Source organism: Chryseolinea soli, from assembly GCF_003589925.1.
Lineage (GTDB): Bacteria > Bacteroidota > Bacteroidia > Cytophagales > Cyclobacteriaceae > Chryseolinea > Chryseolinea soli.
On the sequence record NZ_CP032382.1, the window covers coordinates 1,715,889 to 1,734,107 of the forward strand.

General features: G+C 50.9%; 20 protein-coding genes. 10 read left to right on the top strand and 10 right to left on the bottom strand.

The features are described from left to right. Positions 1 to 10: 10 nt before the first annotated feature. The 3 genes from D4L85_RS07360 to D4L85_RS07370 form a co-directional block, all read right to left on the bottom strand. On the bottom strand, positions 11 to 1,069 hold the full coding sequence (locus D4L85_RS07360) for a DNA polymerase beta superfamily protein (RefSeq protein WP_119753718.1): 1,059 nt from the start codon (positions 1,067 to 1,069) through the stop codon (positions 11 to 13). Continuing rightward, positions 1,066 to 1,812 carry a nucleotidyltransferase domain-containing protein gene (locus D4L85_RS07365; protein WP_119753719.1) on the bottom strand — a complete coding sequence of 249 codons (747 nt, stop codon included), beginning with the start codon at positions 1,810 to 1,812 and terminating at the stop codon, positions 1,066 to 1,068. Before D4L85_RS07365 ends, D4L85_RS07360 begins: the two co-directional genes overlap by 4 nt. 139 nt (positions 1,813 to 1,951) lie before the next feature. Further along, entirely contained in the window at positions 1,952 to 2,524 is a 573-nt protein-coding gene (locus D4L85_RS07370) for a pentapeptide repeat-containing protein (RefSeq protein ID WP_119753720.1), read from the bottom strand. 752 nt (positions 2,525 to 3,276) lie between these two features. On the opposite strand from D4L85_RS07370, the gene D4L85_RS07375 reads away from it, so the two are divergent. Genes D4L85_RS07375 through D4L85_RS07395 form a run of 5 tightly spaced genes read left to right on the top strand, consistent with a single transcriptional unit; the run spans position 3,277 to position 8,287 of the window. Next, positions 3,277 to 3,924 (top strand): DUF4047 domain-containing protein, encoded by a 648-nt coding sequence (locus D4L85_RS07375; RefSeq protein ID WP_119753721.1) that lies wholly within the window; start codon positions 3,277 to 3,279, stop codon positions 3,922 to 3,924. A gap of 3 nt (positions 3,925 to 3,927) precedes the next feature. Beyond that, a complete protein-coding gene (locus D4L85_RS07380; protein WP_119753722.1) occupies positions 3,928 to 4,890 on the top strand; it encodes a PspA/IM30 family protein in 963 nt (320 codons plus the stop codon). 40 nt (positions 4,891 to 4,930) lie between these two features. Then, a complete protein-coding gene (locus D4L85_RS07385) occupies positions 4,931 to 6,700 on the top strand; it encodes an OmpA family protein (RefSeq protein ID WP_119753723.1) in 1,770 nt (589 codons plus the stop codon). Between the two features lie 10 nt (positions 6,701 to 6,710). Further along, a complete protein-coding gene (locus D4L85_RS07390) occupies positions 6,711 to 7,499 on the top strand; it encodes an ABC transporter permease (RefSeq protein ID WP_160143589.1) in 789 nt (262 codons plus the stop codon). After that, on the top strand, positions 7,496 to 8,287 hold the full coding sequence (locus D4L85_RS07395; RefSeq protein WP_119753725.1) for an ABC transporter ATP-binding protein: 792 nt from the start codon (positions 7,496 to 7,498) through the stop codon (positions 8,285 to 8,287). The genes D4L85_RS07390 and D4L85_RS07395 overlap by 4 nt, the downstream gene beginning before the upstream one ends. Positions 8,288 to 8,336: 49 nt before the next feature. On the opposite strand, the gene D4L85_RS07400 is transcribed toward D4L85_RS07395, so the two are convergent. The 4 genes from D4L85_RS07400 to D4L85_RS07415 form a co-directional block, all read right to left on the bottom strand. Then, on the bottom strand, positions 8,337 to 9,122 hold the full coding sequence (locus D4L85_RS07400; protein WP_119753726.1) for a C1 family peptidase: 786 nt from the start codon (positions 9,120 to 9,122) through the stop codon (positions 8,337 to 8,339). A gap of 62 nt (positions 9,123 to 9,184) precedes the next feature. Further along, on the bottom strand, positions 9,185 to 10,093 hold the full coding sequence (locus D4L85_RS07405; RefSeq protein WP_119753727.1) for a peptidoglycan-binding domain-containing protein: 909 nt from the start codon (positions 10,091 to 10,093) through the stop codon (positions 9,185 to 9,187). A 144-nt stretch (positions 10,094 to 10,237) separates the two neighbouring features. Further along, a complete protein-coding gene (locus tag D4L85_RS07410; protein WP_119753728.1) occupies positions 10,238 to 11,377 on the bottom strand; it encodes a S8 family peptidase in 1,140 nt (379 codons plus the stop codon). Next, the gene (locus tag D4L85_RS07415) at positions 11,377 to 12,474 is read right to left on the bottom strand and encodes a hypothetical protein (RefSeq protein ID WP_160143590.1); all 1,098 of its coding nucleotides are present in this window, start codon (positions 12,472 to 12,474) and stop codon (positions 11,377 to 11,379) included. Before D4L85_RS07415 ends, D4L85_RS07410 begins: the two co-directional genes overlap by 1 nt. Positions 12,475 to 12,866: 392 nt before the next feature. Between D4L85_RS07415 and D4L85_RS07420 the strand changes: the two genes are divergently transcribed. The 4 genes from D4L85_RS07420 (at position 12,867) to D4L85_RS07435 (ending at position 15,982) form a co-directional block, all read left to right on the top strand. Continuing rightward, positions 12,867 to 13,784, top strand: coding sequence for a YihY/virulence factor BrkB family protein (locus D4L85_RS07420; RefSeq protein ID WP_119753730.1), 918 nt, complete (start codon positions 12,867 to 12,869; stop codon positions 13,782 to 13,784). Positions 13,785 to 13,864: 80 nt separating this feature from the next. Then, positions 13,865 to 14,845: a hypothetical protein gene (locus tag D4L85_RS07425; protein WP_160143591.1), complete on the top strand. Its 981-nt coding sequence runs from the start codon at positions 13,865 to 13,867 to the stop codon at positions 14,843 to 14,845. 199 nt (positions 14,846 to 15,044) lie between these two features. Next, positions 15,045 to 15,515 (top strand): YbhB/YbcL family Raf kinase inhibitor-like protein, encoded by a 471-nt coding sequence (locus D4L85_RS07430; protein WP_228450799.1) that lies wholly within the window; start codon positions 15,045 to 15,047, stop codon positions 15,513 to 15,515. Between the two features lie 23 nt (positions 15,516 to 15,538). Further along, a complete protein-coding gene (locus D4L85_RS07435) occupies positions 15,539 to 15,982 on the top strand; it encodes a DUF2188 domain-containing protein (protein WP_119753732.1) in 444 nt (147 codons plus the stop codon). A gap of 68 nt (positions 15,983 to 16,050) precedes the next feature. On the opposite strand, the gene D4L85_RS07440 is transcribed toward D4L85_RS07435, so the two are convergent. Together D4L85_RS07440 and D4L85_RS07445 are read right to left on the bottom strand one after the other, a co-directional pair. After that, positions 16,051 to 16,347, bottom strand: a complete 297-nt coding sequence (locus tag D4L85_RS07440) for an RNA polymerase alpha subunit C-terminal domain-containing protein (protein ID WP_119753733.1) — start codon at positions 16,345 to 16,347, stop codon at positions 16,051 to 16,053. 2 nt (positions 16,348 to 16,349) lie between these two features. After that, positions 16,350 to 16,778: an SRPBCC family protein gene (locus D4L85_RS07445; protein WP_119753734.1), complete on the bottom strand. Its 429-nt coding sequence runs from the start codon at positions 16,776 to 16,778 to the stop codon at positions 16,350 to 16,352. Positions 16,779 to 17,007: 229 nt separating this feature from the next. Between D4L85_RS07445 and D4L85_RS07455 the strand changes: the two genes are divergently transcribed. After that, the gene (locus D4L85_RS07455; RefSeq protein ID WP_119753736.1) at positions 17,008 to 17,397 is read left to right on the top strand and encodes a helix-turn-helix domain-containing protein; all 390 of its coding nucleotides are present in this window, start codon (positions 17,008 to 17,010) and stop codon (positions 17,395 to 17,397) included. 11 nt (positions 17,398 to 17,408) lie between these two features. On the opposite strand, the gene D4L85_RS07460 is transcribed toward D4L85_RS07455, so the two are convergent. Continuing rightward, the gene (locus D4L85_RS07460) at positions 17,409 to 18,209 is read right to left on the bottom strand and encodes a helix-turn-helix domain-containing protein (protein WP_119753737.1); all 801 of its coding nucleotides are present in this window, start codon (positions 18,207 to 18,209) and stop codon (positions 17,409 to 17,411) included. Positions 18,210 to 18,219: the final 10 nt, after the last annotated feature.

Genomic DNA, 18,219 nt, shown 5'->3' on the forward strand with positions numbered 1-18,219 from the left:
ACACGGTAACCTATGAGGTGAATTCGCTTCTGATTTTCACCAGTAATTCTTCGCAAAGTTCACCGTCGGGAGTCTCGGGTAAATCAGAATGCTTAAACAGTTCGTCCACCATTTGCATTTTCTCATCGGCCTGCTGCAACAGATCATCATACGCAAACTCCCCGGCGCGGATGCGCAAGAGCCATTCCCGGTCGGGGCGCCTCACGTTCACCATATTGAAGCGGGCGATTTCTTCCGCCATATTCAACAAGCGAAAAACATGCATCATGTTCTTGGCGTCATAGTTCTTTCCATGCTCAACGGTATTTTCATAGCGCGCTTCATTTCTCTGGTCCACCCATTCCCAATATTGTTTGTATTCTTTACAATACACGGTGTAGCCGTCCTTATTAAAGTATAGCGTCGCAGCAGGAGTGAGGCCCTCGGGAACCGAGCTCAGCGACACCTCATCGGATCGTTCGCTGGAACAGATTCCACGGAAAGGCTGCGTGGGCGACGGCCCGAACAACGCATAGATGTCACGCATATGGTTTATACTTACCAGGCCACACTCTTCTTGCCGATAGTGCATGTTACTTAACCATTCGCTTGCCGGGACCGAGCCTTGCCCTTGAACAACATAACAGAAATCCAAAACCGTCTTTCGTTTCTTGTCCAACGGATTCAGTATCTTTTTATTCAGACCCCTCGCTTTCTTGATTTGAGCATACGCATATTGCCCAAAGGTTTGATTGCAAAGCCGGGATAAAAAAAATTCCGGCCGGATCAAATCCATGCTGGGATGACGGTAAAGAATGCAATCCGCCGGAGTGTTTAAAAGCTCCAGGATATTGGGATTATTTTTTAACAACAGGTCGACGAACTTCCAGATCTCATAGTACATCTCATCATTTGTGGCGTTATTGATCTGATCGGTATACGTCAATCCATAAAATTCTTCCTTGGGCAAGACAAACACGCCTTTTATATCGGTGTCGGAATGTGGCAAGGCCAGGCCATAGGCCTGGCTACCACTGATGCACTTGAACAAAATGCTGGAAGAATCTTTCTGTAATTCTTGTAACGTCATACGATGTACTTTCTGAATATGCGATTTAACGGTTCATCATCCACCGCAACGCCAGTTTCCGAAACTGCCCTTTTGCAGATCGCCATTTGCTCGCGGATATAATCATTAACCGATGCCAGGCTTGCGATGGAACTCTTCTCGTCGCCCACGGCCTTCTGTCTCAGAAGATCATCCACCGTTTCATTCAAGTCCGCTCTCATGATCGCCCGGAGTTTATCAAATTCCATCGGCGGCACTTCCGAGTGGTTAACGATCCATTGACAGGCCAGGAGCGTGCGCAACGCATAGCAGTATTTCTTCAGCCTGACGGTATCTCCCGAAAGATCGCTTTCAAAAATACCAAGCGTCATGCTAAGATAGTGATGCATGGCGGCACGGGGTGAGAAGTAGCGTGGCATAAGTGCCCTCATCTCGCCGACAAAACCGGGATCCGCCTCATAAACCACCGGCGACTGCAACCACTCATAAAGTGGGGCGTTTGATTTCCGGAAAAGACGGAGCGCTTTTCTCAGTTCCCATCCGCTGATATCCAGCACTTCATTTACCGGGAGCTCAACCACATCGCGTTGATCATTCAGCGACAAATAAAAGTCAGCTTTGTGAACATAGATGAACCGCACGTCAAAATCGCTGTCGGCAGAGGCAAATCCCCAGGCGCGGCTTCCGGATTCACAGGCAAAGAGGATCCGAATATCGAATTCCCGTTCCAGGGCCCGCAGTTTTTCTTGAATGATAGCTTTCATGGTTGTTTTTGTTGTCCAGACAAAGCTATGATACAAGTGCGCAGTCTTTCTGCGTAGTTGCTGTCTAGGTGTCTTTTATTTTCGAATGGCTGCTGTTTTGTCAAGTGACCACTATCCCTGCGAATCCTGGATACGAGGACTACTCAATTTCGATGTCGTATTTCGCCAGCAACCCCATCAACCCTTCTCTGCTGAACTTGGCTTTCTTGATTTTATTCTTCTCCGGATCAAAGGCAAAATTATAGGCGGTGCGAAAGTCAGTCTTTTCCAGGATCGTATTCTCGAAAGTAGCTCCCATCAGATCGCAGTTTTCAAACGTCGCGCCGCTGAGATCAGCATTGGCAAAATCGACTTCCTGGAGGCTGCAGTTCTTTATGATCTTCTTTTTGAGCGAGAGCTTATAGAAAGTAGACAGGTTAAGAATACAATCCTCAAAATCAACCGAGAAAAGGAAAGCGTTACAGTTGTCAAAATGCAGTCCCAGCAGTTTGCATTGCTTGAAGCGGACGCCTTGCATGGAGGTTTGATAGAGTTTGGTGGTACTGAGGTTACAATCCAGGAACTCGCAGTCGGAGAATTTTATGTTGGAAAGATCGGCGTTGATGAAAGTACATTGCTTGAACTGGCAATTTTCATATTCGGTGTTTGGCAGTTTGGTTTCGCTGAAGTTTATCCTGTCAATTACTTCCTCCCAGTTGCGTTTCTTTTCCATGGTGTGTTAAAATAGAGTCTTTATTCTCGTTGTTAAAGATAGTTCTTACATGCATACGTTGCGATGTTTCGCTTGCGGTTTTGCAATGGCGTTGCGTGTGCGTCACTACCGCAATACCGCAAATACGCAACGTGGATGCAAGAACGGCCGTTGCGATGAAATTTCAATATCTGTAGATACAATTATGAGAAAGGCCCAACGCAACGGCCTGTACCGTTTGCGTTGCGTGCGATGTTTGCGATAATATTATATATGTATTTCACCGATATCTTACAAGACGTACTGTAAATATATATTTGATTGAAACACCCCAACATTCCTAAAAGCGCCTCGTTAATTCTCTCACAAAACAACAAAACTAAAATGACAAGCGCTCCTCCTGCTAAGTCTTAAAGCCTGCACCAGGCAACTCTCTCCTGCTGCAGCACCTCTGACTGCGGCACACATTCACCCACTATTTAGTACACAGATCTGAGAATTTACCCAGCCATGCCGTGGCAGTGTCTTCTCGTGATCGGAAAAAAAATTAAAACAAAACAATGACAAGCGCACCGCCTGCCAAATTATAAGCCTGCACAGGCAATCACAACAGTTGCTCCAGTTCCTTCGACTGCAGCTCAGCGTCTCGCTTTCGTTCAAAAATTTTGAGTGGCCTCCATCACTGGCAATGGCGTTGCCGTGTGTGCCCCTCTCTTTTCGAACGAAAGCCGTCCAAGACTTTTTCGATTCTCTTTTCACTTAACCAAACAACTATGGCTAATCTTTTAAAGAAAGCTATGGGCCTCTTCGTGGAATTCGATGAAGGTCCTGATGATCAACGCGCGCCGCGCAACGATTCTTCGCCAACGCCACCCCCACGCGCCACCGCACGGGCGGTGCTGAATGCAGAAGAACTCGACAAGTTCGGGAAGCACTTCGAGAAGTTGTTCGACCAGCAAAATTTGCCGGGACCGGACTACTACGAATTCATGAAAATGATGGAAACACTCGAAGCGCACATCAAGGATGAGAAAGCGCGGATCTCTGCCACGTTCGCGGCCCTCGCCATTCAAGGCTTGACAAAAGAAAAACTTGTCGAGACCGCGAAGACCTACCAGGAGATCATCCGTCACGACCAGGCGCAATTTGAGAAGACGGCGTCGGAAAAACGCGATAAGGAGATCGGTCAGAAGCTAAAAGATGTGCAAGGCTTGGAGGAAAACACTGCCCGCCATGCCGAGACCATCCAAAAGCTGACCAAAGAGATCTCGGATTCTCAACAGGCGATGGAAAAACTAAAGCAAACCATTGCCGAAGAGGAGGGCAAGCTGAACCGGAACAAGCAAGGCTACTTGACGGCCTGCGAAGCCATGTTCGGAAAGATTGCGGACGACATAACCAAAATTCAAACAAACCTATAAACTATGGAAACACAAATTTTTCCTGCAGATGCACAACAATTGAAATCGTATTGGAAGCGACCCGGTGGAAAATTCGGTACGCTGGCCGGGCTGGGTATTCTCGGCGCCATCGGATACTACGTGCTGCCGATCCTCACCGCCGTGGTGTGGAACACTTTCAACTTCGGTGTGGCACTGGCCTGTCTGGGCGTATTTCTCTACTGCATAACGCATCGCAAGCTTCGCATGAGCCTCTTTTATCTCTATGAGATCCTCATGAAGAAACTGGTGGGCGTGGTGATCGAGCTCGACCCCTTCATCATTGCAGAAGACTACATCAGCGACATGCAGGAAGAGCGCGAAAAGCTCTACAAGCAAGCCACCGACGTGGACGCGCAAAAGGAGAAGATCCATGCCAAGATGCGCGAAAAGGAAGGTGAGATCAACAAGCTGATGACCAAAGCGCAAGTGGCCAAGGAACGGGGCATGATGCCCGAACTGGGCAACGCGACGCGACAGATCGGCCGCTTAAAAGAGTATGTCCAACAACTCTCGCCCATCTTCGAAAATCTGTCGCGCATTGGTGACTACCTCACCAAGGTGCATAAGAACAGTGCTTATCTCATCGAGGATGCGAAGAACGAATTGGAGGTGAAGAAGGATCTGTACAAATCGGTCACCTCCGGCAATCGTGCGCTGACCTCAGCGCTGAAGATCTTCAAAGGCGACCCGGAGAAGAAAATGATGGTGGAGCAGTCGATGGAATTTTTGAAGGAAGACATTGCCGGGAAACTGGCCAACATGAAAAAGGCCATCAGCTACTCGTCGGACTTCATGAAGTCGATCGACCTCGACAACGCTACCTACGAAAAGGAGGGCTTGAAGATGCTGGACAAATTCAATCCCGACAGCGAGTTCAAACTGGCCGTGTCTTCGCGACAGTCGACCGGCACGAGTGGTAGCGACTATGGTGACCTTTTAAAATAAAACAACGCAAACAATTTTCTAAACCAAACAACAAATTAGTATGTCAGTAAAAGTTAAAACATCCGGAAAAGTAGTCATGATCGTGCTCGTGCTGGCCGTCATTTTCGTCGGCAAAGTAGGGTGGTGGGATAAACGCCCACGCGAAGCCAAGCAATCACAAGAAATCGGCCGTGTGGCCTTGCCTGACGCGCCCGAAGCGTCGCTGGCCGGTCAGGCCATGATGTTGCCCCTGCCCGCACCGAAGGAGTCCGTGAACGGTGGTACCAAGATCGTGTGGAAGATCATGGCGTGGAACTCGCAGTTCCCGCTCATGTATGCCAACGGTGGCGCGGTGACCACGCAAGGTTCCTTGCTGGACAAAGCGAAACTTCAGGTCGATATCTCGCGTCAGGACGACTGTTTCAAGTCGCTGGCCGACATCGTGAAGTTTGCGCAGGACTATAAGGACCATCCCAACTCCACACCCGGTGTGTTCGCGTCCTTCATGGGCGACGGTATGCCGGCCTTCTTTGCCTCGTTGTCGAAGGAGCTGGAGCCGCTGGGTCCCGAGTACCAGCCCATCGCTTTCTATGCCATGGGTAAATCATACGGCGAAGACCAATTGATGGGTCCTGCCGATTGGAAGAAGAATCCTTCTTCGGCCTTGGGTAAAACAGTAGCCTGCGTGCTGCGCGACGGTGACATGAACATCTTGTTGAAATGGGCTGGCGACAACAACCTGCGGGTGAACCCCGACGAGACGACGTTCGACAAGAACGCCATCAACCTGATCGCTGCTGCCGACTTCCTGGATGCCGGTAACAAATATATCTCCGGCTACAAAGAGAAGCGCAAGATCGTGGAAAATGGCCAGAAGCTTAGTGAAGAAGTCACTGTCGGTGTGGATGCCGTGGCTACCTGGACGCCTTGCGACGTGAACATCGCGCAAAAGAAAGGTGGTCTGGTGACCATTGCCAACACAAAACAGTATGCGTCGCAGATGCCCAACATCACGATCACGATCAAGAAGTTTGCGTATGACCACCGCACCGACATCGAGAACCTGATCATGGCGCTTAGCCAGGCGGGCGACCAGGTGAGATCGTTCAAAGAAGCCAAGGCGTTTGCCGCTAGCGTATCGGCCAAAGTGTATAACGAGCAAAGCGGCGACTACTGGCTGAAGTATTATAACGGCGTAACCGAAAACGACATGCAAGGCGTGCCTGTATCGCTCGGTGGTTCGATGGCCTTCAACTTGCAGGATGCCGCCAACATGTTTGGTCTGGGCAAAGATGGTATCGACCGCTATAAGATCGTGTATACTACCTTCGGCGATATTTTGTCGAAGATGTACCCGGAGTATATGGCGACTTACCCGCAGTATAGTGCAGTGGTAGATAAATCGTTCCTCGTGTCGGTGATCGCCAACCACGGCGAGCTGATGGAAGGTAAGGCCTTGCAAGTGGCGTACTCGAACGAGATCACGAGCGAAGTTTCTTCGAAGTCGTACCAGATCCAGTTTGAAACCGGTAGCGCGCTGATCAAACCCGAGTCGTATAAGCTGCTGGACGAGATCCTGCAAAGCTCGGTGGTCGCCGAAGGTTTGAAGGTAGGTGTGTATGGCCATACCGACAACGTAGGTGGTGCACAATCGAACCAGGCGCTTTCGGAAGAGCGTGCCAATTCGGTGAAGAGCTACCTGTTGAGCAAAGGTCTTTCGTCTCAGCGTATTGAGGCAAAAGGTTTTGGTCCATCCAATCCCATCGCCGACAACGCTACGGCTGCGGGTCGTGCCAAGAACCGACGTGTACAAATTGTTTTAGGTGAATAACAAAATGTCAATGGATATCATCAAAAGTGTGTTTCGTCCATTGACCCAGATCAAGGGCCGCACTTCCATAACGCTTGTCGTTGTGGAAGCGCTGGCGGCCCTGCTGGCCTGGGAGATCTTCGGACAACATGGACTGATCCCCACGCCTTCCAAAATCATGGTAGCCGTCGGGCGGATCGTTACCTCGGCCTATTTTACCGACAACCTGTTCAGCAGTCTTTCGCTCACATTGTCGGGGATGGGCATTTCAATTGTCCTGGCGCTGGTGGTGAGCTATCTGTCGCTGATCCCGGTGTTCGCGCCGGTGACGCGCTTCATCGTGAAGTGCCGCTACCTGACCTTGACCGGATTGATCTTTCTGTTCACACTGCTCACACAGGATGGTCACCAATTGAAGCTCAGCCTGCTCATCTTTGGGATCGTTCCATTCTTTGTGACGTCGCTGTTGTCGATCATCGACGGCATCAACACACAGGAATACGATCTCTGCAAGACGCTGCGGATGAACAATTGGCAAACGCTGCTGGAGGTGGTGATCGTGGGCCGGTTGGACCAGGTGTTTGAAGTGATGCGCCAGAACTTCGCCATTGCCTGGATGATGATCACCATGGTGGAAGGCCTCAGCATGTCGGAGGGAGGCTTGGGCACTATGCTCATCAAGTCGAACAAGTACATCGACCTGAGCACGGTGTTTGCCATCCTGGTCATCATTTTCGGGTTGGGTATTTTCTTTGACTACTTGTTGAAGCAAATGCGCTACTGGCTTTTTCCGTATACTAAAATCGAAAAACGATCATGAACTATACAAAGAATGAAGTGCTGCTCGACGTGAAGGATGTGAGCTTACGCTACGACAAGCCCATTCTCCGCGACATCAATTTCACGATCCGCAACATTGTGCGACCAGGCCTGGACCAGGGCCAGGTGATCTCGCTCATCGGACGAAGTGGAGTGGGCAAGACGCAGTTGTTCAGAGTTCTCGCTGGCTTGATTCAACCCGATACAGGGACGATCTTGATCGGCGTCGAGCAACAAGCCGTAGAAGCGGGGCAGGTGGGCATTGTGCCGCAAAATTATCTGCTGTTCAACCATCGCTCCATCTACGACAACCTGCGCCTCGCCATGAAGCACGTGACGTTGGAGAGTAAGGAGAAGGACGCCCTTATTCAGGATTATGCCGTGAAGTTTGACCTGACGGAGCACTTGAAAAAATATCCGCAGCAACTTTCCGGCGGGCAGCGTCAGCGCGTCAGCATCATTCAACAAGTGCTCACGGGCAACCGTTTTATCTTGCTGGACGAACCTTTCTCGGGATTGGATGCGCTCATGATCGACAAGGTGATGGACTTGCTGGGCCGCGTGGCCACGTTGCACGAATGGAACACGCTGGTCATTGTGAGTCACGATGTGGAGAACTCACTGGCCATCTCGGATACGGCGTTCATTTTGGCGCGTGAGAAAGACAAAGAGGGCGCCACCATCACCGAGACACTCGACCTCATAGAAATGGGGTTGGCGTGGACGCCGGGCATTCGTGAGAACGCACATTTCCAGCAAGTGGTATCGCAGATCAAACACAAAATCTAATGTCAAAGGTGTCCGGAAAACCGGGCACCTTTTTTCGTTCTTGATTTTTTTAGCCTTCCACGATGCGCATCGTCCAGAAGTCATCCGAAAGATTTTCGCTCAACAGGTAATCGTAGGGCATCGTGTAGTATCCGGCCTTGCCCCAGCCCTTGCCCCAACTGTTGCGCACCCAAAACCGTTTTGACGCATCGTTGTAGCCTACCGCCAGCACGGCGTGACCACCCACTTCCTTTTCCGACGGATCGGGCATGTTCAGTTTACCGGTTTCGGCGACTTCATCGCTTTCAAACGATTCGTACACCGTGAAGCCGAACACGAACGGAAAGCCGTCGGCCAGACAGCTTTTCATTTGTTTGAGGTCGCGGCGCACGCGGTGATAGGATAGCACCTGGTGCTTCTCTGCTTCGACGTAACAAGGATCGGGGGGCAGTTTTGCAAATTTCCGGATTTCATAGGGCCACATTCTTTCCGGGCACACACCGTTTTTGTTTACCGTTTTCATGCCGTCGCGGATCATGGCGCCGGCGTCGGTGTTCACGGTGCCCTCGATGACCCGTTCGTTGTAGTAGATGAAGAGCCGCGAAGGGGTGAACGGCTTCATCTTGTTTGTCTTTCGGCGAAGCTCGAATTCATAGGCGGCACCAATGGCGTTGGCCGTACAACTCCCCAGCGATTCCTGGTCGTACACGGGCGGACAGGAATTGCGCAGATCTTTTGACGAGGGTAGCTTGCGCAGCAGCCGGGTGGGAGCCGAATACATCAGGTCGCGTTGATCGGGCAGATCGGGAACCCAGCCAAGTTGTTTTACGTGCCGTTTTTTTGTTTGAAGTTTCATACGTTTTGGGTTTTCTTTTCAGATTTAATGATACGGTATTGGGGTCTTTTGTTGGTTGCTCTTCAGAGGGAAAGGTTGATCCCGAGTTCCTGCGCCGTGATCGGTCCGACAATGCCGTCGGCTTCGTTGATCCCGAATTTTTGTTGTTGAAAACCTATCAAAGCTTTCAATGTCCGCTCGCCAAAATCGCTGTCGACAATGCCTTCGTAAAATCCTTTCACCTTCAGGGCTTGTTGGAGCACAGCGACCAGCGGGCCTTGCGAGCCGAAACGCAGCTTTGCACTTTGCATGGTCGAAATCTCAGACGCCTCGCGGCCGTTCACGAGCACGTAGGGAAATGAATTTTGCGGCAGGGCGTAGGCGTTGTCGTGGAACACTTGCCAAGGCCCGATATTTTTATCGCGGCCGGGTTTGTCGCATTTGGGAAAACCCATGATCACCTGGCATCCGGCGCTGGCGTAGTTGGTGGAGTCCAGGCCCTGGAACCAGCCGCAGTGAATGTTGTCGTGGGGGTTGTCGTATTCAATGCGGTCGTCGTTCTCAAAGTCCAGGTCGTCGGACGTGCGGCGAAAGGGATGGACGGCATTCTGGCGGAAGGCTTCATGGGCCGTGGGCGTACCCGCTTTGTGTATGCCCTTGCGATAATCCTGGTAGTAGCCCGTGAGCAAGCAATTTGTGCGCTCGCCACCTGCCAGCGATTTACTCACATTGATCCGGTTGGGCACCGTACTGGCCGGAAATGCCGCCAATTGCCGGTTGGCCATATCCCATTGCAAAATGGTGCACCGTGGATTCGAGTAGTTGATCTCGGCCGTTTCCAGAAGTTGTTCGGACTTGAAGGACTGGTCATTGGCGTTGGACGTCACTGCGCCACGAAGCCCCACAAGAAGCATGGACGTTTCGGGAAGCATAAATTGATTTACCGCGCAAAGACGCTGCAGCAAATCATGTGTAAGCGAAAAAGTTGACATAACATTGAGGGTTAAAGGTTATTCATGGATCACCGCCCATTTACTGACAACGAGAAAAGATATCCTGTTGCTATACCGTTTTATTACAATCGCTCCTATCCATCATTTATTTTTCTTGAAGACACGCCGGGCGCGCAACGAGGCTCATGACTTATACACCCGGAGCATTTCATTAAAATTAGACGCCGACAAACGGGTCGCCGCGTTCGACAGCAGGGCCATCTCGTTTTCGTACAGGGCATTTTTTTCCAGGTATGACCGGATGAGGGCCAGCACACCCGACACGATCGCCGTGGACACGTTGCAACCGTCGCGGGTCATATATGCGTTATCGGATTTTTGCAGAGAATGGAAACTCCAGTTGGGGAGCACAAAATCGATCGCGGAGTTTATCGCATGGCTTGAAATATTTTCCTTGGAGATGGCGCCAATACCCAGTACGTTGGGATCGGCGGCCGGGTAAAAGGCGACGTTGGAGTAGATCGCGGTTTCGTCCTGACCCGCCGCCACCAGAATGGCGCCCTTGCCGGCCAGTGATTTGATCACGGCATCAAATTCCGCGCGTTTAGCACCCGGGTCGAAATGAAGGCTCAGGTTGATAATGTCCGGAGGTGTTGCCAGTTTGTCGATCCATTGCAGCGCGGCAAGCACGTTGGTCATGGACACTTGGCCGTTATCCACCGCTTTTACGATCAGCAGTTTTGCTTCCGGCGCAATGCCCACCAGCCGGTTGGCTGGATCTTCGCGCGCGGCGATGATGCCGGCCAGGAACGTGCCCTGGCTGTCCGGCGATGTGTCCGAAACGTTGTCCGACCCATTCAACACATTGTGCTTGCCGGCGATGGCATCGCCCAGTGCACGATGATCGCTGCTGCCGCTGTCGACCAGGGCTATCGTTATGCCCGCCCCTTTGGTTTGTTTGAATTTGGCATCCAGCACCAGCAACTGGTTATAGTCGAAGCGCGTGTCGCTGGCGGGTGTGGCGTCCTGTGGTTTGGCTTCTTGTGATTTGGTCTCTGCTGGTATGACTTCCCGCGGTGGTGCATCCCGCTGCGGGGCATCCCCGATTGAGGTTTGCAAAGCTTCGAAGTTTGTTCCTCCGCTCCAGTAGTAGTTGGCGGCTTGATCTTTCACCCAGGTGTTCACGCCTTCGAAGGCGTCGCCTTTATAGAGCTTGCCGTCCACGTCGAGTTCGCTGCCGGGCGAGAGGTATTGAAACGTGGGCGCATTAACACTCGGCTTGCCCACCCGCACATTCAGATATTGTGTTACGGTCACTTTCATCAGCCCTTGGGAGTTATAGTTTTGCCGCCACTGCTGGTCTTACCACCGTCGGCCGTTGCGCCGGCGGGTTGGACGCCACTGCGCAGGTTCATGAGCTTGTTCAAAAGGTCGAACCAAAACGGTGCTCCCAATGACAAGGCGAAGGCGGTGAGCAGCCAGCCGGGAACCCTGCAGAGAATATTTTGATAGAACCATTCACCGGAAGGTATCGATTCTTGTGGCACACCTGCACCCTCTTGTCCAGCCCAACCCAGCGCCAGTACTTCCCGCGTTTTTGAGATGTCGTTGGTCACCACTTTCGAGGCTTCATCCATCAGCGTTTTGTTCCGCTTCTCGAGCGCTTCCAGTTCATCGGTTGCTTTTTTCAGCGTATCGCCAGGCGCATTTTGTGCGCGCAGACTTTGCAGGTCTTCCTTCAGGGCAGCGTGCTCTTTCATATAGGCGTCGGCCTGCCTCACCAGTTGTTCACGCAGCTCGGGGTCGTTAGACAATTTATGGATGATCACGACGGTGTCCACATTGAACGTTATGGCAATGCCCAGGCCCACAAAAAAAAGAATGATCTGCGTTCTTTTCTTATACCATCCGGATGCGCGCTCCATCGTGTCGTTGAACCATTGCTCGAGGGCGTTTTGGAATTTTTCGATATCACCATGCGATTCGGCCCACACCGAGCGCAGGTAGATGAGCGTTTCTCCTTTCACAAGCTTCTTTGTTTCCGAAAGGGATATGCCGTTTGTCAACGCGTCATCAATTTTTGAGCGGAAGTCATCGCCGGGTTCGGGATTCGCGCCCTTTAAAATGTCGAGGATCACTTTGCTGAAATTGCGGGCGGCCAGGTAGGAAGGTTTCTTGCTGTTGTTCTGGGCCATGTACTTAATGAGGGGCGACAGATAGAAGGCTTTGCTGAAGTCGTCCGTTTTCACTTCCTTGTCGTTATCGTCGAGCATGCGTTTGATGGCTTTCTCCAGGATCTTGGCGCGCAGGTGCAAAATGTTGGTGGCCAGAATTTCCTGGACGATGGTGGCCAGCAAACTATAGAGCAGGTAGATGAACACGAGCCCGATAACGACATCCAAGGCAATTGAGCCGGTCATGACTTCATGGTTTAATTGTGAGTTTGGTACTTTCTTAATAGTGCTTTCCGCAGCGCGACAGAACGTCAAAACAAAGCCCATCTCTCTAACACTTTTCATGGAGTGTCAGACAAATGGGCTCACTGAACCTAATGTAGAAAAGCAAACACACTTTTCCAATGAGGTGCCTGTTTAATTCTTCCGCATCGACTCCAAATCCCTGAGAGCATGGAGTTGATCTTGCGCAAAACACGAGACAAAATTTAAATTGACCTGCTAATGGAAAGATCCTCCTTCGTCTCTTTAAACCGGAAGATAAAAAAACAAAACCCTGCATCCGTTGTTGTAACATACAACAGATGAAGAAACCATTGCCTGCGCAATAGGAATTTGTCTCTGACGAGCGACAACTTATGATACAGCAGGTCCGCGAGCCCTTTACGATCCTTAAAAAATCATTCCAGCTTATCAGCAACTCCAATCCCCTGCTGCTGTCGGCGGCAACGGCCTTTTTCACGACGTTCGCCTTAGCGCCTGTCCTGATCAATTTGAGCCACTTGTTAAGTCTTTTCTTCCGGGAAGACGTCATCCTTTCCAAGCTGTCTGCCAAGTTGATCACGGCGTTTGGAAAAAAAGCTACTCACGCCATAGAGCGCATTGTTGAGAATTTCTTGTCGTTGGAAACCAGTGCCTGGGTGACGGCGGCGTTAGCGGTGTTTTTCTATTTCGTGGCCACCACCTGGCTCAGTGCCATCCGGCAATCGATCCACCAGTTGTGGAGCATTCGAAAGAAGCCACATCAGAAGCTCCGGTATCATATCAAAGAGCGCCTTATTGAAATTGGATTGATCCTGCTTATCGGCGGGTTATTTCTCATCACGGTAGGGATAGACTACGGGCTGGTGAACCTGCGAAAAGCATTCGGCGGTTTTGTTCCGAAGTTTTTGTTTTCAGCATTAAACATTTTGCTTTCCATGCTGATCATCTCTACGTGGCTCGCGTTCGTGTATCGCTTTATGCCGGAAGCGCGTGTGCGTTGGCGGGTAGCGTTGGCAGGAGGACTGTGTACGGGTTTACTTTTTGTTTTAGGGCGCTTCGGTATCACGAAAATATTAGTAGAAGGAAAGTTGGGCGCGCTCTTCGGGCCGTCCAGTTCCATTGCTATTATTTTGCTGTTCATCTTCTACTGCTCATTCATTCTGTACTTCGGCGCTTCGTTGACCTACGAATATGCCAAAGCTACCGGTCACCCTATCCGGCCGGGTAAATTAGGGGAAAAATACAGCGAAGAATTGGTCGAGGCCGGCACGAAAAAGAGGCCGGCGCACTGACTTTTCCGGTCGGGATCAAAAAAAATAGATAACAAACCGGGCGATAGCGGGTTAAAAAAATAAAATTTCCGTCCATCGCTATGCCGTTGAGAATCCGGTTGCTTTTTGTTGTCATGCTTTGTACCTGCCGCGCACTGGCCCAGGAGCGGGATAGCGTTGAGAATTCGGTTGAGCATCAAAAATTTCTCACGCTGGTGAATGCCAACCGCGAGCAAAGCTACGTCACGTTCGGCAGCGGCATAGGCACCCTCGAGCCGCTCATCTGTGAAGCGCGGTTGTCGCCGAGCTATTTTTTCACGGGACAAAAACGCAGCTGGGCGCTCATGTTAAACCCTCAAGTGCAAATTCGCATGCTCAATAAAAAATCGTATCCCATACGAAACCCGAGCTACAAAGTGTACATCACCTATTACCACGACATCAAATTCTGGCAGACCAGTTTTCTAAAAAAAATTCTCTACAGCAACGCCCTATGGTATGCCGCCGTGGCCCATCACTCCAATGGCCAGGAAGGGACGTTCTACATTCCCGACGACTCCACGCATGCGCCAAACCTGAAAAACGGAAATTTCGCAACCAACTTCCTGGAGTTCGGGGTGTCGTCCTATCACCTGGAGAAGATCGGGAGTAAAAATTTTTCTATTCGCGAAATAAAAGTGTGGGCCGAGATCCATCCCCCTAAGGGGTCGCTCAAAGAAATGAGGGAGAGCTACGGCTTCTACCGCCTCTATGCCAAAGCCGGATTCCTCGGACCCATGCGCAAAAGAAAAGGCGACGCCGTAAACCGCTGGTTGCAGCAATCCAGTATCGAATTGAAGGGCGGGTGGATCATGGGAGAGATGAACGGAGCAAGCCCGCTCCAGGCGTCGCGACGGCTTGTCATTGATATCACGTATAAATATTATCCGACATGGTTTGATGAGATCGCTTTCTTCTTACGATTCTACCGTGGACAGGACTACTACAACATTTATTACCTGAACGGCGAACTCACACAGCTGAGCATTGGGATCACATCCAACATTATGAATTTTCAGAAGGCAGTGAAATATCTGGAATAACGATTGTTGCCCTTCCGGGGCAAGTGTGGATTTCTTACCCACTCCAAAAATCGTCGACCCTGCCGTGCGACGAGCCTACTGTCATTGTCGTCCTGGCACGGAATTTTTGGTTTTTTCCGAAAGGAATAGGGAAGACCAGCCCTGGCGTTACGAGGGCGGTTTCCTGAAATCGTTTCTGTTCACTTTAATCCTTACCGCTATGAGCCCCTTCACTTTATTTCACATCGACATGGCCACGCTCAACATTCAGAGCCCCGCGTTTGCGCACAACGGCTATATACCCGCGAAGTACACTTGCGATGCTGCTGGCGTCAATCCCCCGCTGACCTTCAGCGACATCCCCGAAAAGGCGCAAACCCTGGCGCTCATCATCGAAGACCCCGACGCACCCCATGGTACTTTTGATCACTGGCTGTTGTGGAACATTGCGCCCACCAACGCGATCGATGAGAACAGCGCGCCCGGCGAACAAGGATTGAACAGCCGACAGCAAAGCGGCTACACCGGTCCCTGCCCGCCACAGGGCGTGCACCACTATCACTTCAAACTATTTGCGCTCGACCTCACACTCGACCTGCCCGGTGGCGTGGATAAACATACGCTGTTAAAAGCTATGGACGGTCACGTGATCGGCACGGGCGAATTGATTGGCTTGTATAAACGACAATAATGTAAAATCAAAATTTCAAAATTATGCCTTGGACAAAATCAGATTATCCCGATTCGATGAAGAATCTCCCCGAAGCGGTGCGTGACAAAGCGATTGATATCGCCAACGCCCTGCTGGAGGAAAAGCACATGGACGATGGCATCGCCATTGCCACGGCCATCAGCCGCGCCAAAGACTGGGCCGCCAACCGCGACCTGGAAACAGAACGACCCGATGCCTCCGAAATCACCGACGTGAAACAACACGGTGAAGACCGCTACGTGGTGCCCCACGAAAAAGAATGGGCCATCAAAGTGGAAGGGGAAGCAAAAGTGGAGAAAGTGTTTCACACCAAAAAAGACGCCGTACGCCAGGCACGCCGCGAAGCGCGTTCGGTGAACGGTTCGCTCACGATTCAACAAAAGAATGGCAAAGTAGAGAAGCGGATCTCGTACAATCCGCGGAAAACCGCCGTGAAGCAAAGCTGATCGCGCGGATCGCATTTCAAATAGCAAGAGGCTGCCTCAGAAGGACAGCCTCTCGTTTTTTGTTTAGCCTATGCCGTGCGAAATGACAATCCTTCGGCCGCGAGCGCTTTTCGCAGCTTGGGGATGCTGCTGGGGCCCATGCCATGCAGCATCAGGATCTCGCGCTCGCTTCGCGACGAAAGTTGTTTGAGTGTGCTTATCCCTGCATTTTCCAGCGCGCGACGCGCCGGGGCACCAAGGAGGGCGAGAAAGCCGCTGTCCGGTTTGCGTTCTTGTTCGCAAACCGGGCAGGTCGGGCAGTCGGTGCTTTTGTAATATGTGTGACCTTGTTCACAAACCCGCAGGTTCTTCTTCGAAGGAGGCATTACTAGGCGTTGGCTTCTGAATATTTTTTAAAGTTGTCGAGAATGGCCTGCCAGCCACCGCGTTGCATCTCGATGGGGTTGATGGTCTCGGGGTCAAACGTCTCCGTGATCAGCGTTTCGGCGTCCCGTGATCCAAAGATTATTTTCACTTTGCGGCCATCGGCGATGGTGTACTCCACTACTTTGTGGGGAACCACGTTGGTGTAGGTGCCTTCGAAGTCGAAGCTGACGCTACCGTCTTTGGCGGCCATGGTGGTTACGAATTTACCGCCCGTGCGCAAGTCGTTTTCGGCTTTGGGTGCATGCCAGTCGTCGGAGGGTGAGCACCATTTTGTGATGTGTGCCGGCTCGAACCAGTGCTTCCACACTTTTTCTACAGGGACTTTTACCAATGCTTCTACGGTGATCTGGGTTTTTGTTGCAGTTTCCATGATAGGATATGTTTTGGTTTTTGTTTGCGTTTATGGATACAAACATAACGCACAAAACCGGCCCCGGAGTTGGCAAAAAGCGACTTTTTAGCGGGTCGATTGCGACAAGATCCTTTTTCCATGCCTTTCACTGCACGTCCTTTTTTTGGTGGAAAGCGAGTATTTCAAATTATGAAATAAAATTTCCATATTTGAAATATCATTCATTGTGGAGCACACACGATTTAACATGATAACCAAGATCAGAACCGCGGCAGAATACAAATTGGTGATGAAGAGCATCGAAGCTATGCTCCAAACCGCGACAAAAAAGGGAGGCTTCCACAAGCTTTCTAAAGATGAGTCGGCGACACTGGCTAAACTCTCCAAGCTGGCTGAAACCTACGAAGACAAAGACCTTCAGCTGATGCCCATAAAGCCGAAGACCATACAAGAAGCAGTAGAATTCAAACGCGCCGAAAAACGCCTCACTCAAGCCAAGCTCGCCAAAAAACTTGGCATCGGGGCACCCAAACTTTCGCAGATCCTATCCGGCAAACGCGAACCCGACGTGGTTTTCCTCAAAGCCCTTCACAAAGAGCTTAATATTGACGCGGAATTCCTGCTGACGCATGCCTAGTGCGCAACGCGCTACAACAAGCTCGACGGACTATAGCCATACAAATTCTTGAACGCGGTGGAGAAATGCGATATGTTCTCAAAGCCAACCTCGTGATAAACGTCCGTAGGCCGCTGATTTTTTTGTGCAATCAGAAAATGGGCCTGCTCCAATCTTTTCTTTAACAACCATTTCTCGGGAGAGGAAGCAAAGATCTTTTGAAAGTCGCGTTTGAATGTGGCCAGGCTCCGGCCCGTGAGGCTGGCAAACTGGTTTAACGAAACGTGATAGGTAAAATTCTGATTCATGAACGCCTCCAGGTCTATTTTGAAAGGTTCGGTGAAATCGAATAGAAAATTCTTCAAGTTCGGATCCCGTCGCAGCAGGAGCTCGATCGCTTCCTTGGTTTTTAATTCGGCCAATGCGGGCGAGAGTTGGTCGGGCTGGTCGAAGTAGGGCAACAACGAATCGAAATAACTTTTCAGGAACGGGTCGCGCGACAAGTTGATCATGGTTTCTCCGGTGTAGCGCCCGGGGGCGTGAAGGTTGTGCTCGGCACGATAGCGTTTCAGGGAGTCCTGATCCAGAAAAATGTTGATCGATTTGAACGGCGCGCCATCGGGGCCGGGCGCCTTGATGGTCTTGGTGAGCTGATTTTTGCGGATGAGGCCGATGGTACCTTCTCCGAAAACCTGCATGCCCTGGTTGGTATAGAAGTGCGATTCACCCGACACCACATAGCCCAGGGCATGCTCGACCACCAGTTGCTCGTTACTTCGTTTCTTGTGCTCGACACACGAATACAGGATATTATGTTGAAGCTGATGAATCATAGACCACTGC